The sequence below is a fragment of the Allobosea sp. RIT-PG3_2 genome (assembly GCF_057321085.1).
Genome location: NZ_JBXWCA010000006.1, coordinates 22,173 through 38,315, shown reverse-complemented (window position 1 = coordinate 38,315; position 16,143 = coordinate 22,173). Strand labels below are relative to the sequence as shown.

The 16,143-nt window shown below is 67.7% G+C and carries 11 protein-coding genes; 2 read left to right on the top strand and 9 right to left on the bottom strand.

The features are described from left to right. Positions 1-55: 55 nt before the first annotated feature. Complete coding sequence (gene ligA / locus AC2FAN_RS17675) at positions 56-2,221, bottom strand: NAD-dependent DNA ligase LigA (RefSeq protein WP_485175745.1); 2,166 nt, start codon at positions 2,219-2,221, stop codon at positions 56-58. A 354-nt stretch (positions 2,222-2,575) separates the two neighbouring features. On the opposite strand from ligA, the gene AC2FAN_RS17670 reads away from it, so the two are divergent. Next, positions 2,576-3,367: a DUF2189 domain-containing protein gene (locus AC2FAN_RS17670; protein ID WP_265054157.1), complete on the top strand. Its 792-nt coding sequence runs from the start codon at positions 2,576-2,578 to the stop codon at positions 3,365-3,367. Between the two features lie 239 nt (positions 3,368-3,606). Here AC2FAN_RS17670 and AC2FAN_RS17665 read toward each other — a convergent pair whose 3' ends face one another. Further along, positions 3,607-5,628: a DEAD/DEAH box helicase gene (locus AC2FAN_RS17665; protein ID WP_485175743.1), complete on the bottom strand. Its 2,022-nt coding sequence runs from the start codon at positions 5,626-5,628 to the stop codon at positions 3,607-3,609. 256 nt (positions 5,629-5,884) lie between these two features. Here AC2FAN_RS17665 and aidB point away from each other — a divergent pair, with 256 nt between their 5' ends. Beyond that, positions 5,885-6,706: an AidB family quorum-quenching N-acyl homoserine lactonase gene (gene aidB / locus AC2FAN_RS17660; RefSeq protein WP_485175741.1), complete on the top strand. Its 822-nt coding sequence runs from the start codon at positions 5,885-5,887 to the stop codon at positions 6,704-6,706. A gap of 209 nt (positions 6,707-6,915) precedes the next feature. Here the strand turns inward: aidB and recN are convergent, their stop codons facing one another. The 7 genes from recN to AC2FAN_RS17625 all read right to left on the bottom strand — a co-directional run bounded on the left by recN (position 6,916) and on the right by AC2FAN_RS17625 (position 16,052). Then, entirely contained in the window at positions 6,916-8,598 is a 1,683-nt protein-coding gene (gene recN, locus AC2FAN_RS17655; protein WP_485175739.1) for a DNA repair protein RecN, read from the bottom strand. 61 nt (positions 8,599-8,659) lie between these two features. After that, complete coding sequence (locus AC2FAN_RS17650; RefSeq protein WP_442865001.1) at positions 8,660-9,583, bottom strand: outer membrane protein assembly factor BamD; 924 nt, start codon at positions 9,581-9,583, stop codon at positions 8,660-8,662. Positions 9,584-9,750: 167 nt separating this feature from the next. Further along, complete coding sequence (lpxC, locus tag AC2FAN_RS17645; RefSeq protein WP_485175737.1) at positions 9,751-10,698, bottom strand: UDP-3-O-acyl-N-acetylglucosamine deacetylase; 948 nt, start codon at positions 10,696-10,698, stop codon at positions 9,751-9,753. A gap of 294 nt (positions 10,699-10,992) precedes the next feature. After that, a complete protein-coding gene (ftsZ, locus tag AC2FAN_RS17640; RefSeq protein WP_485175735.1) occupies positions 10,993-12,687 on the bottom strand; it encodes a cell division protein FtsZ in 1,695 nt (564 codons plus the stop codon). 154 nt (positions 12,688-12,841) lie between these two features. After that, the gene (gene ftsA / locus AC2FAN_RS17635) at positions 12,842-14,173 is read right to left on the bottom strand and encodes a cell division protein FtsA (protein ID WP_485175733.1); all 1,332 of its coding nucleotides are present in this window, start codon (positions 14,171-14,173) and stop codon (positions 12,842-12,844) included. Beyond that, positions 14,170-15,132 carry a cell division protein FtsQ/DivIB gene (locus AC2FAN_RS17630; RefSeq protein WP_265054164.1) on the bottom strand — a complete coding sequence of 321 codons (963 nt, stop codon included), beginning with the start codon at positions 15,130-15,132 and terminating at the stop codon, positions 14,170-14,172. Before AC2FAN_RS17630 ends, ftsA begins: the two co-directional genes overlap by 4 nt. 5 nt (positions 15,133-15,137) lie before the next feature. After that, a complete protein-coding gene (locus tag AC2FAN_RS17625) occupies positions 15,138-16,052 on the bottom strand; it encodes a D-alanine--D-alanine ligase (RefSeq protein WP_485175731.1) in 915 nt (304 codons plus the stop codon). Between the last annotated feature and the right edge of the window lie 91 nt (positions 16,053-16,143).

Genomic DNA, 16,143 nt, shown 5'->3' with positions numbered 1-16,143 from the left:
TGGTCACGAAATTCCCGGGTCTGCGCTTCGCTCCGCCCGAGAATGACGAGCAAACTCAACCACCCACAAGATTGAACCAGCCGGCCTCGTCGATCACCTCGACGCCGTGCTTCGCCGCATCCTTGAGCTTCGAGCCGGCGCCGGGCCCAGCGACGAGCAGGTCGGTCTTCGACGACACCGAACCCGCCACCTTGGCGCCCAGCCGCTCGGCCATCGCCTTGGCTTCGTCGCGCGTCATCCTCTCCAGCGCACCGGTGAAGACCACGGTCTTGCCGGCGACCGGGCTCGCGGAGGCCACCGCCTCCAGCGGCTGCGGCGACACCTGCGCCAGCAGACGGTCGAGCAGCTCCTCGTTATGCGGTTCGCCGAAGAACTCGATCAACGCCTCGACCACGGTCGGCCCGACACTGTCGATGGCGTCGAGTTCCTGTCGCTCGGGCGAGGCCTCGTCGGCCGCCGCGATGCTGGCCACCCGCAGCGCCTCGAACGAGCCGTAATGCCGCGCCAGGAGCCGCGCCGTCGTCTCGCCGATATGGCGGATGCCGAGGCCGAAGATGAAGCGGTTGAGCGGCGGGGTGCGCCGGTCCTCGATCGCGTCGAAGAGCTTCCTGGCGCTGACCGCGCCGAAGCCTTCCTTGTCCTTGAGCTTCTTGAAGTTGGCGGCGTCGCGCTCGGCCAGCGTGAAGATATCGGCCGGCTCCTTCACCGGCAGCTCGGGGTCGGAATGGAAGAACTCGATCTGCTTGTCGCCGAGCCCGTCGATATCCATCGCATCGCGCGAGACGAAATGCTTGAGACGCTCGACCGATTGCGCCGGGCAGATCAGCCCGCCGGTGCAGCGGCGCACCGCATCCTCTTTTCCGGTGCGGGGGTTGAGCTCGCGCGTCGCATGGCTGCCGCAGGCCGGGCACAGCGTCGGGAACTCATAGGGCTTCGAATCCGCCGGACGCTTGGCGAGATCGACGGCCTCGACGCGCGGGATGACGTCGCCGGCGCGCTTCACCGTCACCGTGTCGCCGATGCGGATGTCGGTGCCGTCGCGGATCGGCAGCCCCTTGGAATCGAAGCCGCGGATATAGTCCTCGTTGTGGAGCGTCGCGTTGGTCACGACGACGCCGCCGACCGTCACCGGCTTCAACCGCGCCACCGGCGACAATGCGCCGGTGCGCCCGACCTGGATATCGATCGCCTCCAGGATGGTGGTTGCGAGTTCGGCCGGGAATTTGTGGGCGATCGCCCAGCGCGGCGCCCGCGAGACGAAGCCGAGCCTTGCCTGCAGAGCGAGATCGTCGACCTTGTAGACCACGCCGTCGATATCGTAGCCGAGCGTTGCGCGCTGGCTCTCGATCAGCCGGTAACGCTCCAGCAGCTCCGCCACGCTCTCGCAGCGCTTCATCAGCGGATTGGTGCGGAAGCCCCAGCGCCGAAAGATTTCGACCACGCCCATCTGGGTCGGCGCCGGCAACACCGGCATCTCGCCCCAGGCATAGGCGAAGTAGCGCAGGGGCCGGGCCGCCGTGATCGTCGCGTCGAGCTGGCGCAGCGAGCCCGCCGCTGCGTTGCGCGGATTGGCGAATTCGGTGAGCCCCTTCTCGCGCTGGCGCTCGTTGATCCCAGCAAAATCGGCATGGCCGAGATAGACCTCGCCGCGAACCTCGGCGATCTCCGGAATGTCGCCCCCCTCCAGCCGGTGCGGAATCTCGGAGATGGTCCGGGCGTTGACGGTGACGTCCTCACCCTCCTCGCCGTCACCGCGCGTCGCGGCAGAGACGAGTTCGCCCTTCTCGTAGCGCAGCGAAAGCGACAGCCCGTCGATCTTCGGCTCGGCGGTAAAGGCGATGCCGTGTTCTTCCTTGCGCCCGAGGAAGCGATAGACACGGCTGACAAACTCGGCGACCGCCTCGTCGGAGAAGGCGTTGTCGAGCGAGAGCATCGGCACGCGATGGCGAATCTTGGCGAACTTGCCCGAAGGCTTGGCGCCGACCTTGCCGCTGACGCCGGCGGCGTCCTTCAGCTCGGGAAAGGCCTCTTCGAGCGCGACCAGCCGCTGACGCTTCGCGTCATAGGCCGCGTCATCGATGATCGGCTGATCGTCCTGGAAATAGGCGTCGTTCGCCGCCTGCACCTCGGCGGCAAGCCGCTTGTGCTCGACCTTCGCCTTGCGCGGCGTCAGCTCGGCAACCGGGGTTTCGGAGAGGGCGGTGTCGTCGGCGTCGCTCATGGCACAGCATTAGGCGAGATGCGCGTGACGAGAAAGGGCAGCAGCCGATGCGGCTTACCACTCCAGCCGATACTCAGCCCTCATCCTGAGGAGCCGCGCAGCGGCGTCTCGAAGGGTGCTTCAGAAGGTTCCCGAACCATCTGGAACATCCTTCGAGACGCAGCCTTCGGCTGCTCCTCAAGATGAGGACTATGATCGATAAGCCTCTCACATCCGCGAGAAGGCTTGCGACAAATCCGGCTTTCGCGCGTATAGTTTGGAGGCTGGGAATTGGAAGCTCGACGCCGCAGGCCGTTGACGCCAGGGACATGTCGACAGCCGTGGTGAACCGGGCCAGGAACCGGGAGTCACGCCATGGCTAATGTCGACGGCACCGTACATGACATCGTCACGCTCTCGCAGCCACGCATCAAGACCATCACCACGATGGACTTGCGCGAAGCGCTGCGACGCGGCTGGGAGGACTTCATGGCGCAGCCGAGCCATCTGGTCTTCATCGCGGTGATCTATCCCATTGCCGGCATCCTGCTGGCGCAGCTCACCGTGAGCTACAACATCTTCCCCCTGCTCTTCCCGCTGCTCAGCGGCTTTGCGCTGATCGGCCCGTTCGCCGCGATCGGGCTCTATGAGGTGAGCCGCCGCCGCGAGAAGGGCCTCGACTCTTCCTGGAGTCACGCACTCGAAGTGCTGCGCTCGCCCTCGATCGGACAGATCATCCTGCTGGGCGCAATCCTGACCGGGCTCTTCCTCGCCTGGCTATTCAGCGCCTGGTTCCTTTATCGCGGCATCCTCGGTCTGCCGGCCGATGTCTCGACCACTGATTTCCTGCGGGCCCTCTTCACCACGGCCGACGGCTGGATCATGATCGTCATCGGCAACTCGCTCGGGCTGCTCTTCGCGATCCTCGCCTTCTCGATCTCGGTGATATCCTTCCCGCTGATCATCGACCGGCATGTCGATGCGCCCACGGCGATCCGCACCTCGATCGCCGCCGTCGAGGCCAATCCGCGCGTGATGATGTATTGGGGGTTGATGGTGACCGGGTTGCTCGTGCTCGGCTGCCTGCCGGTGCTGGTCGGCCTGATCGTGGTGATGCCGGTGCTCGGCCACGCGACCTGGCATCTCTACCGCAAGATCGTGGTCTGAACCCGGGTCGGGATCGGGCGCTCCCCGGGAGCGCTGCCGTCGTCGCGGGAACCTTTGGCCCCTAAATGGGGTTCACCCCCTGTCAAATCGAGCCTGATGGCTCATTCAGTCAGGGGGTTTTTCATGAACAACATCATTTATATCGTCGGCCTGATCGTCGTCGTCCTCGCCATTCTCTCCTTCCTCGGCTTGCGCTGAGAGCGAAGAGAAGGCGGGTTGCAGACGCCGGCCGCTGAGGCTCAGCCGCGGCGCGGCTTGCCCTTTCCGAACGGCTTACCGCCGCCGGCGGGGCGCCCGCCCTCAGTACGCTCCGGCCTGGCGGCGAAGGGCTTTCCCTTCGCAGCGAACGGCTTCTTGAAGCCGCCACCGGCGGGCTTGCCATCGTCCCGGCGCGGGCGAGCGTCGTCGCGCTGGGGCCTGCCTTCCGGGCGATAGGGCTTGCGGTCCTCGCCGCGCGGCTCGCGCTCTCCGCCGTCCTTGGGCTGATAGCGCGGGCGCTGCGGCGCATCGCCCGTCGCCTCGGCACCGTCCCAGCTCTTGCGCGGCGCAGCCGGGCGCTCGGCCTTGTCGCCAAAAGATTTGGCCGGCCGCCGCTCGGCCTCGGTCGTCGGCTCGATCGTGATCCGGTCCCGATCCGGCACCTTCGCCGATTCGTAGAAGCGGTCGGCCACGTCGGCATCGATCTCGACCTTGGTCTCGCGGTCGAAGATACGGATGGCGCCGACCTCGTCGCGCGTGATCCGGCCGCGGCGGCACAGCATCGGCAGGAGCTGGCGCGGATCGGCGCCCTGCTTGCGGCCGATGTCGAGCCGGAACCAGACGGTGTCGCCGCGCGGGCCGGCCGGCTTGCGCGGGCGTTCGCCCTCCTCGCCCTCGTCGCGTCCGAACGGACGGCGCTTGGCAGCGTAATCCTCGTTCGTGCGGACCGGGCGGCGCTCGTCACGGCCGAAGCCGGGATCGCCGACCTCTTCCGCCGCTGGCAGCCGGGTACGGTAGAGACGGACCAGGGCCGCCGCGATGTCACGGGCCTCGCGGCCCGCCATCAGCGCCTCGATCATGCCGGCATCGTCCTCGGAGCCGTCGCCGCTGAGCAGCGGATCGGATAGCAGGCGCTCCTGGTCGAGCACGCGGATTTCCTCCGCCGTCGGCGGGGCGATCCATTCGGCCTCGACCTTGCCCTCCATCAGGAGGCGCTCGGCCTTGCGCCGGCGCGACTGCGGCACCAGCAGCACGCTCGTGCCCTTGTTGCCGGCGCGGCCCGTGCGGCCCGAACGGTGTTGCATCACCTCGGAATCGTTCGGCAATTCGGCATGGATGACGAGGTCGAGCCCCGGCAGGTCGATGCCGCGCGCCGCGACATCGGTCGCGACGCAGACCCGCGCCCGGCCGTCGCGTAGCGCCTGCAGCGCGGCGTTGCGCTCGTTCTGGCCGAGTTCGCCCGAGAGCGCGACGGAGGTGAAACCGCGCTCCAGCAGGATCGCCTCGAGGTGGCGCACGGCGTTGCGGGTATTGCAGAAGACGAGCGCCACTGGCGCATTGTGGAAGCGCAGCAGGTTGACGACCGCGAGTTCCGCCTCCTTGGGATAGACGCGCACGGCCTTGTAGGCGATGTCGGCATGGCCGCGCCGCGTCGCTTCCACCTCGATGCGCAGCGCGTCGCGCTGATAGCTCTGCGCGAGCTGGACGATGGCCTTCGGGAAGGTCGCCGAGAACAGCAGGCTGCGCCGCCCCTCGGGCGTCGTCTTCAGGATGTATTCGAGATCGTCGCGGAAGCCGAGATCGAGCATCTCGTCAGCCTCGTCGAGCACGACCGCCTTCAGCGCGGAGACATCGAGGCGGCGCCGCTCGATATGGTCGCGCAGGCGGCCGGGCGTGCCGACGACGATATGGGCGCCCTCGTCGAGCAGCATGGCCTCGCGGCGCGGGTCCATGCCGCCGACGCAGGAGATCACCCGCGCCCCGGTCTGGGCATAGAGCCAGGCGAGTTCGCGCTGCACCTGCAGCGCAAGCTCGCGCGTCGGCGCGATGATCAGCGCCAGCGGCTCGGCGGCGGGGCCGAGCTTTTCGGCGTCGCCCAGCAGTGTCTCGCCGATGGCGAGGCCATAGGCGATGGTCTTGCCGGAGCCTGTCTGCGAGGAAACCAGAAGATCGCGCCCGCGGGCGTTCTCCTCCAGCACAGCGCTCTGCACCGGCGTCGGTTCGGAATAGTTGCGATCGGCGAGCGCGCGCGCGAGCGGCGGGCTCGTGAGGGAGAAGGACATGCGATAACGGGCCTGAGGTTGCGGCGTGGTCGGCGGAACGACGCGAAAGCGTGGACGATGGGCTGAAGCGCTGACGGGCAGGCTGCGCCATCGAATGAAACCGGCTCATAGAGCAAACCGAGGCAAAAGGGAATGCATGGCGCCCGGCGCGGCACGCAAAGCCGCACGAAGCCAGACGCGCCTTGTCGGCCATCCGCCGGTGCCACTAGCTTCCAGCCCTGATCGCCGAAGCATCATGCCTGACGGAGAACGGTTCATGGAGCAGCAGTCACGCCGCATCGGCGCCTATGAGGTCTCGATTCTGCACGACGGCACCTTCGAGGCCCCGCTGGACGTGCTGATCCATGCCGGCGGCCAAGCCGCTCGCGACGACGCCGTCGCACGCTGGAGCCAGCCGAAGGTCAGAATCCCGGTGAATTGCTTCGCTTTGAAGAGCCCAGACGGGATCACGCTGGTCGATGCCGGCACCGGTCCGTCCTGGGGCGAGGCGATGGGTCACGCGCCGGCCGCCCTGGCGGCTGCGGGGATCGCACCCGACGAAGTCGCGCGCATCCTGATCACCCATCTCCACGGCGACCATGCGCTCGGCCTCTTCGACGGCGACCGCGCCTTCTTTTCGAACGCCGAGATCATCGTTCCCGAAGCCGATTTCGGCTTCTTCGGCGACGAGGGCAATCGTGCACGGACGCCGGAGAAAAAGCAGGGTGGCTTCGCGATCGCGGCAAGCGTGAAGAAGCACTATGCCGGGCGCATCCGCACCGCCGCGGCCGGCCCGGCGCTGCCCGATATCGAGCTCGTCCCCCTGCCCGGACACACCTTCGGCCATAGCGGCTATCTGATCGAAGGCGAGAGCGAGAGCCTGCTGCTCTGGGGCGATGCGCTGCATCTGTCCGACCTTCAGACGACCGACCCCGACATCGGCTTCGTCTATGATTTCGATGCCGCGACCGCGGTGACCTCCCGTCGCGCCATCCTGGAGCGCGCCGCGCGCGAGAATTGGCTCGTCTCGGGCGGCCATGTCGAAGGCTTCAAGCAGGTAGTGGCTAAGGGCATCGGCTACGAATTGGCGGCGGCGTAGTCAGGACATTTCCACCGAAACCGCGCCGTCATTCCGGGGCGGCCTGACAGGCCGAGCCCGGAACCCAGAACCGATGATGTCCATCATGAAACGGAGTCTTCCCCGCAGTTTTTGCGATCGAGGGCATCGGTTCTGGGTTCCGGGCTCATCGCTGCCGCGATGCCCGCAATGACGGTCAGGAGATTCCGTCTCGACCGCACCAAGCGGCCTCAGCCGCGCAAACCCGCCGCCTGCAGCAGGCGCCCGGCCGCGGCCCGCGCCTCCTCGGTGATCGAGGCGCCGGCCAGCATCCGCGCGATCTCCTCGCGCCGCGCCTGATCCTCCAGCACCGTGACCCGCGTCACGGTGCGGGAAGCCGCGTCGTCAACCGCCGATTTGGCGATCAGGAAATGCTGCCCGGCCTTGGCGGCGACCTGCGGAGCATGCGTCACCGAGATCACCTGCACCCGTCCCGCGAGCCGCGCCAGCCGCTCGCCGATCGCATCGGCGACGGCGCCGCCGACGCCCGTATCGATCTCGTCGAAGACCAGCGTCGGCGCGGAGCCGCGCTCGGCCAGCACCACCTTGAGCGCCAGCATGAAGCGCGAAAGCTCGCCGCCGGACGCGACCTTCATCATCGGCCCCGGCCGCGTGCCCGGATTGGTCTCGACCCAGAACTCGACCCTGTCGAAGCCCTCCGGGCCGCGCGCGCTCTCGTCGCTCTCGATCCGGGTGATGAAGCGGGCGCGCTCCAGCTTGAGCGGCGGCAGCTCGGCCTTCACGGCCTCATCGAGCCGCGCCGCGGCCGCTTTGCGGGCCTCTGACAGCGCCTGCGCCTGTGCGAGAAAAGCTGTCTCCGCCTCGTTCAGCTCGGCCTCGAGGCGCGCGAGCGACGATTCGCTTTCGTCGAGCGCGGCGAGATCGCTCGCCATCGTGGCGGCAAGGACGGGCAGCCCATCGACCGGCACGTCGTATTTGCGGCCCGCCGCCCTGAGCGCGAAGAGCCGCTCCTCGATGCGCTCCTGCTCGCGCGGATCGTACTCTGCGGCGCGCATCGCGGCAGCGAGCGTCTCGCCCGCCTCCTCGAGCGCGATGATGGCGGTGTTGAGCGAGGCGAGCGAGGGATCGATCAGCTCCGGCGCCTGCCCGGCCCGGCGCTCCAGCCGGCGCAGCACGGCCGCCAGCCCCGCGACCGGCGACGCCTGCCCTCCGACGGCTTCATGGGCATCGATCAGGTCGCGCGCGACCTTCTCCGCCTGCATCATCGATTGCCGGGTTGCGGCGAGTGCATCCTCCTCGCCCGGCTGCGGCGCGAGCTTGCCGAGTTCCTCGACCGCGTGGCGCAGGAAATCGGCTTCCTTGCGCGCCGCCTCGACCCGCATCCGCTGCGCCTGCAGGGCCTGCCGCGCGCGCTTCAGCGTCTCGCTGGCCGTGGCGACGGCCTCGGCCTGCTTCTCGAGCCCGCCGAAGCCGTCGAGGATGGTGCGGTGCTGGGCCGGGTCGGTCAGGGCCCGGTCGTCATGCTGGCCGTGGATCTCGACGATCGCCGCGCCGACCATCCGCAGGATCTGCACCGAAACCGGCTGGTCGTTGATGAAGGCGCGCGTGCGGCCATCGGCATATTGCACGCGGCGCAGGATCAGATCGCCGTCGGTGTCGAGTTCCTGGGCCTGCGCCAGCTTGCGAGCGGCATGCTCGAGCGGCAGGTCGAAGACGGCGCTGACCTGTCCCTGCGCCTCGCCATGGCGCACGAGGGAACCATCGCCGCGCCCGCCGAGCGCCAGCGCGAAACCGTCGAGCAGGATCGATTTGCCGGCGCCCGTCTCGCCCGTGAGGACGCTGAGGCCCTCACGGAAGCCGAGATCGAGCCGGTCGATCAGGACGATATCGCGGATGGAGAGCTGCGCCAGCATTGGCGCTCAGCTCGGTTTGCGGAGCCGGCAGGGTCGTCCGGGGTCCGTCATGCAAGCCCCGTCAGAGACCGCCGAACCCGAAAACGCCGCCGACCGTGCGCGAGAAGCCCTGGAAGGCGCGGCTGATATAGGAGCCACGATCCTCGCGCGGCTCCAGACCGCCGCTTTGCAGCAGCTTGTAGGCGTCCTTGTACCACGGGCTATCCGGGAAGTTGTGGCCGAGCACGGCCGCGGCAGTCTGGGCTTCGTTGGAGATGCCCATCGCCATATAGGCCTCGGTCAGGCGCATCAGCGCCTCCTCGACATGCCGCGTCGTCTGGTACTTGATGATGATCTCGCGGAAGCGGTTCACCGCGCCGGTGTAGTTGCGCTTCTCCAGATAGTAGCGGCCGACGTTCATCTCCTTGCCGGCGAGCTGGTCGCGCGCCACCAGGAGCTTCTCCTTGGCGTCCAGCACGTATTCCGACTTCGGATAATTCGCGATCAGCTGCTCGAAGGCCTGGATCGCCTGAGCCGTCCGCTCCTGATCACGGGTCGTGTCCGGGATCTGGTTATAATAGGACATCGCCAGGATGTACTGCGCATAGGCAGCGTCGGGGCTGGCGGGGTTCTGTGCGATGAAGCGCTTGGACGCAGTGATCGCCTCCTCCCACTTCGAAGCCTGGAAATTGGTGTAGGCCGTCATCAGCAGGCCCTTGCGGGCGTAGGGCGAGAACGGCTCCGCCTTGTCGATGCCTTCGAACTTCTTGGTCGCGCCTTCGCTGTCGCCGGTCTGCAGGCGCGCAAGGCCCTCGTTATAGAGCTTGTCGGCCGGCTCGGGCGGGGTGAGGTCCGGCTTGTAGACCTCGGGCTTGTCGAACGGGTTGAGCGAGGACAGCGTATCGCAGCCGCCGAGCAGCATGGCGGCGCCCAGCGCCAGGGCGATGCCCTTGCGTGGATAGGAGCCACGATGAATTGCCGGAAGGCTATGCCGCTTCACGCTCACGTCGTCCGTCCTCTTTCGATCGTCTCTGCCGGCGGGAAGCATGCCTTACCTCAGACGCTTCCCCCGCGCCACTGCCGAAAGCCGGTCAGGGCACGATTCCGCAGCCTTGCGGCATCTGGGACAAAAACCTGGCGAAGGAAAGGCAGAAAGCGCCGCCCTGCGACTTTTCAGTGCAGATCCGGCGCGTAGGCTGCCGGCGCGGACGCAGCCATCTGAACGGCGCGCGGCGCGGCGAAGACCGGCTGGGATTCGACGATCGCGAAATTGGCACGGTCGGCGAAGAGCGCTTCCAGGATGCGGACATTCATGCGGTGACCGCCGCAATAGGAGCGGAACTCGCCGATGATCGGATAGCCGGCGAGCGCCAGATCGCCGATCGCGTCGAGCACCTTGTGGCGCACGAACTCGTCGCCGTAGCGCAGGCCCTCGGGGTTGATGACCTTGTCCTCGCCGATGGCGACGGTGTTGTCGAGCGACGCACCGAGCGCGAAGCCCGCCTTCCAGAGCTGCTCGACATCGCGCATGAAGCCGAAGGTGCGGGCCTTAGAGATCTCGCTGGCATAGGCCTTCGCGTCGAGATCGAAGATCTTGCGCTGGCGGCCGATGACGGCGGTATCGAAATCGATCTCGACGTCGAGGCGGAAGCCCTGCTCGGCCGGCATCAACTCGGCGAAGGCACGGCCGTTCTCGATGCGCACCGGCTGGAGAATCTTGAGGTAGCGACGGGCAGCGCCGAGCATGACCATGCCGGTCGCCTCGATCGCCGCGACGAAGGCGGTGGCGCTGCCGTCCATGATCGGCATTTCCGGCCCGTCGATCTCGACGAGAACGTTGTCGAGGCCGAGACCGGCGCAGGCCGACATCAGATGCTCGATCGTCGAAACTGAGGCCGGGCCGCGATCGCCGATCACGGTGCAGAGTTCGGTGGCGCTGACCTTGGTATGCTTGGCGTGGATGAGCTGGGGCGGCATGCCCTCGATGCCCGTCCGCAGGAAGACGACGCCCGAATTGGCGCTGGAAGGCTTCAGGCAGATGCTCGCGGGCGCCCCGGAATGGACACCGATCCCGGCGAGGGTCACGGCTGCGCGCAAGGTCGTCTGCCGATCGAAGTTCATTCCGCTATCCAATCCTGGTCGCGGCAACCGGGGCCGCTTCATATGCGACGGTCGGCGGCGACATATCCAAATTCGGCATCAAGCGACCCAGATGGGCTAATCCTCTTGATGCGGCTGCAACATAAGTCTTTGCCGCAGCCTCTCAAAATCACTCTTTCTTTCGCTGTGTTACAGCGGGAAAGCTTTGGCCCCGATCAATAACACGCTGAAAGATAACGATTTTCTAACACGCAAAAATCCCGCCGCGGCTGGCCGCGACGGGATCGGTTACAACGCCGTGAAAGGCGCGGTCGTTCAGTTCGCCTGGCGACGCAGGAAAGCGGGAATCTCCAGGTGATCTTCCTCGCTGCTGCGGGGCGGTGCGAGTCGGCCATGCGGGTCGAGCTGGCCCTGCGCCGGGCGCGAGGCCGGCTGCTGTGCCGGACGGCGCATATACTCGGCATGGGCGGCGCTCGGCGCAGCCGCCTGCGGCATCGGGGCCTGCGGAGCCTGGCGGACCGGAGCCGGCGCCGGCGCATGCTCGGCCTCATCCTCCTTGCGGCCGAAGCCGACCGAGGCGAGGCGCTGCATCAGCGACATCCGCTTCTGCTCGATGGCGTTCGGCGGCACGGGCGCGGGCTGGGCGCCGCGCTGGGCGTTGAGCTGGGCCTGGCCGGGGGCCGGAAGGTCCTCGACGCGCGGCATGCGGGTCGGGCGGACCACCGCGCGCTCCGGCATCGGCGGGATGAAGCTGTCGTCGAAATGCAGGCTAGGCTCGGCATGGGCGATCGGCTCGGGAGCCGGGGCGGCCATGACCGGGCGCGGCTGGACCGGCTCGATCCGGATATCCTGCGCCATCGGCGCCGGGGCGGGCTCCGCCATCGGGGCCATGCGGGCGGTCTCGATGACCGGCACATGCGTGGCCTGGGCAACCGGACGGGTCGCGGCGGCGGCAGTGCTGCGCAGGCGCGCTTCCTGCTTCAGACGCTCGGCGACCTGGGCGATGCGGGCCTCGGTGTCGTCGACCTCGGCCTGCGTCGAGATCGGCTTGTCGATGCCGGTGGCGACGACGGAGACGCGGACCGTGCCCTCGAGCGATTCGTCGAAGGTCGCGCCGACGATGATGTTGGCCTCGGAATCGACCTCCTCGCGGATGCGGGTGGCGGCCTCGTCGACCTCATAGAGCTTCATGTCGCGCCCGCCGGTGATCGAGATCAGCAGGCCGCGCGCGCCCTTCATCGAGACGTCGTCGAGCAGCGGGTTGTTGATCGCGGCCTGGGCCGCGGTCAGCGCGCGCTTCTCGCCCTGCGCCTCGCCGGTGCCCATCATCGCCTTGCCCATGCCGCGCATCACGGCACGCACGTCGGCGAAGTCGAGGTTGATCAGGCCGGGGCGGACCATCAGGTCGGTGATGCAGGCGACGCCCGAATAGAGCACCTGGTCGGCCATGCCGAAGGCATCGGCGAAGCCGGTGGTCTCGTTGGCGACGCGGAACAGGTTCTGGTTCGGGATGACGATCAGCGTGTCGACGGCTTCGTTGAGCTCGCCGATGCCGGCCTCCGCCATGCGCATGCGGCGCTGGCCCTCGAACTGGAACGGCTTGGTGACGACGCCGACGGTCAGGATGCCCATGTCACGGGCGACGCGAGCGATGGCCGGGGCCGCGCCGGTGCCGGTGCCGCCGCCCATGCCGGCGGTGATGAACACCATATGGGCACCCGCCAGATGGTCACGGATCTCGTCGATGACCTCCTCGGCCGCCGCGCGCCCGACTTCCGGCTGCGAGCCGGCGCCGAGACCCTCGGTGACCTGAAGACCCATCTGGACGATGCGCGAGGCGCGCGAAAGGGCGAGAGCCTGAGCGTCCGTGTTGGCGACGACGAAGTCGACGCCGTCGAGGCCCGCCTCGATCATGTTGTTGACCGCATTGCCACCGGCGCCACCGACGCCGAAGACGGTGATCCGGGGCTTCAGTTCCCGGATGTCCGGGGCTTGCAGATTCATCGCCATGGTTGCCTCTTTTGATCCGTTTGTCCGGCGCCTGGCGGGAGCCGTCCCGATTGCTACGTTTGACGCCGTGGCACGCCCTTTCGAACGCGCCGGTACTCACTCAAATTCCGGATATGCTCGCGAAAGGCTGGTCTCCGCCCTTTCGCGCCATGATCTAGAAACTGTCCTTCAGCCACTGCCCGACACGCGAGAAGTAGCCGTCCGTCCCGGTTGCGAAATAGCGCGCACCGGCGGCGCGCGGTTCGAAGTGCTCGACATGGGCGACCTGCGGATAGACCAGCAGGCCGACCGCCGCCGAAAAGGCCGGGCCCTTGCCCGCTTCCGGCAACCCCTTGATTCCCAGCGGGCGCCCGGTGCGGACCTGGCCCCCCAGCACACGCCGCGCCACTTCCGGCAGGCCGGTGAGCTGGCAGGCGCCGCCGGTCAGCACGACGCGCCGCCCGGCCTGGGCCGAGAAGCCGGCATTGGTCAGCCGGTCGCGCACCAGCTCGAGGATTTCCTCGACGCGGGGCTTGATGATCCGCACCAGATGCGACTTCGCCAGATGGTTCGGCATGTCGCGCTCGTCGTCGTCGACCTGCGGCACCGCGATCATGTCGCGTTCGTCGGAGGCGCTGGCGATGCAGGAGCCGTGCAGCGTCTTCAGCCGCTCGGCCGCCGAGACGCGGGTCGAGAGGCCGCGCGCCACGTCCATGGTGATGTGGTTGCCGCCGACCGCGATCGCGTCGGCATGGACCATGTGCCCGCCGGAGAAGACGCCGAGGCTGGTGGTGCCGCCGCCGAGATCGACGACGACCACGCCCATCTCGGCCTCGTCGTCGACGAGAACCGAAAGGCCGGAGGCGTAGGGCGTCGCCACCACGGCCTCGACCTCGAGATGGCAGCGCTCGACCGCCAGCATGACGTTGCGCGCCGCCGCCGCCTCGCTGGCGACGACATGCATGTCGACGGAGAGCTTGCCGCCAATCAGCCCACGCGGATCGAGCACGCCCGGCACGCCGTCCAGCGCATAGCCGGTCGGCAGCGCATGGAGCACGGCCTTGCCCGGCCGGATCGCATGGGTCGCGGCGGTGGCGAGCACGCGCTTGACGTCGCCGTCGCCGACCGAGCCGGAGCGCAGGTCGACGCTCGCTGCATAATGCTGGGAGCCGATGCGCCCGCCGGTCAGGTTCACGATGACCGACTGCACCTCGACCTTGGCCATGCGCTCGGCCGCGTCGACCGCGGCACGGATCGCGCGCTCGGCGCTTTCGAGATCGATGATCGCCCCGCCCTTCAGGCCAAGCGAGCGCTGGTGGCCGATGCCGATGATGCGGGCGACATGGGTGCGTCCGCGCAGCCGCTCATTGGCCTCGGCCGGGTTGAGCTCGGCGATCAGGCAGACGACCTTGCTGGTGCCGATGTCGAGAATCGACAAGGTCGCGCTCTTGCGCGACGACAGCGGACGCATGCGCGGGGTCAGGCCCTGGGAGGTGACGTGGTTCATGCCTCGCCTCCCTTCTTCTTGCCCTTGCTCTTGAGCAGGTCGGCCCGGGCGGCGGCGGCCTCTTCGGAGAGGCGCATCACCACGCGGTCGGGCTGGCGCAGATCGATGGCGAGCACGTCCTTGTCGAGGATGCGGTAGTCGCTCTCCATCGAGACGAGGCGCTGTACGGCGGCTTCCGGCTTGGTCTCGGGCAGGCGCACATCCATTCCGTTGTCGAGCTTGAGGTTCCAGCGGCGGCCGGAGATCAGCGTCGCCGCGCGGATATGCTGGGCGAAGGGGCCCGCCTGGTTGCGCAGCGCGAGATACTCGCCCGCCCGGTTGTTGGCGTCCTTGCCGACGACCAGCGGCAGATAGGCGAAGCGGCCGTCATCCATCTTGTCGATCACCGTCCCGTCGGCCGCGATCACGAAAAGCTCCCCTTTGACCTGCCACAACGCGAAGGGCTCGCGCTCGGTGAGCGCGATCGAGACCTCGCCCGGATAGAGCTTGCGCACCGTCGCCTCGCGAATCAGCGGCGTGGCTTCGAGCTGCTTGCGAGCCTCGTCGGCGTCGAAAAACACCAGCGACGTCTTCGAATCGATGCCGGCCGCGACCAGCACCTCCTGCTCCGAGAGCCCCGAGAGGCCCGAGATGGTGACGCGGTCGATGCCGAAGCCGAGTGCGCGAGCCAACATGTGGCGCGGCTCGCCGTAATTGTCCTGCATGGTCTGCCAGTGGCCGCCCATCACGAAGCCGGTGCCCAGGCTCAGGGTGAGGAAGCCGATCGCGAGCCAGGTGCCGAGGCTGCTCGGCAGGCGCTGCGCCAGCGGCACGGCGATGGCGCTGCGGCGCGAGCGGCGCAGCCACTTGCCCTGCCGCTCGCCGACGAGCAGCTGCGGGCCGGCATGCTGGACCGGCAGGCGCGAGACAGGTCTCGCCACCGGCGCGCGTCTTGCCACTGAAACGGGTTTCGCCGTCATCGCATTCACCGATCGAGGGAGGCGTCCTCCACCATCCATTTGACGAGCTCACCGAAGTTCAGGCCCGCGTGGGCAGCCAGTTCGGGCACCAGGCTGGTCTCGGTCATCCCGGGTTGCGTATTGACCTCCAGCCAGACGAGCGTGTCGGTCTCGTCGTGGTAGCGGAAGTCAGATCTGCTGACGCCCCGGCATCCGATTGCTTGATGCGCCGTTAACGCACACTCTTCGATCTGCTGGTAAATTTTCGGTAAAATTTGAGCCGGACAGATGTGGATCGAGCCACCTTTCGCGTACTTCGCGTCGTAGTCGTAAAACTCACCGGTTGCGGCTTGTATTTCCGTCACACCGAGGCTGCGCTCGCCCATCACCGCGCAGGTCAGCTCGCGGCCGGCGATAAAGGTTTCGGCCAGCAGCATTTCGCCGCAGGGCCAGTCCGGCCGGGCGATTTCCTGCGGCGGATGCTCCCGGCCCTGCTTCACGATCACCACGCCGACGGAAGAACCCTCGTCGATCGGCTTGAGCACATAGGGCGGCGGCAGCACATGCTGCTTCGCCGCGGCGAAGCGAGAGACGTTGACGCCATGGGCGACGGGCACGCCGGCCGCCTTCACCACCGTCTTCGCCCGGTCCTTGCGGATCGCGAGCGCCGAGGCCAGCACGCCGGAATGGGTATAGGGAATCCGCAGGATCTCGAGCACGCCCTGGATCGTGCCGTCCTCGCCGAAGCGCCCATGCAGCGCGTTGAAGGCGACGTCGGGCTTCAGCCGCGCGAGAATCTCGGCGATGTCGCGCTGCACGTCGACGCGGGTGACGCGGTAGCCGACGCTCTCCAGCGCTCGCGCGCAGGCCGCGCCGCTATTGAGGCTGACCTCCCGCTCGACGGACCATCCGCCCATCAGCACTGCGACGTGTTTGCTCATGCCGGTCCCCGCTCGATGCGATGGCCGAACCTCTGCCCGCAATGGTTAACAGCGCGTTAACCATGACGAACCGGGCGTTAACGAGGGTCGC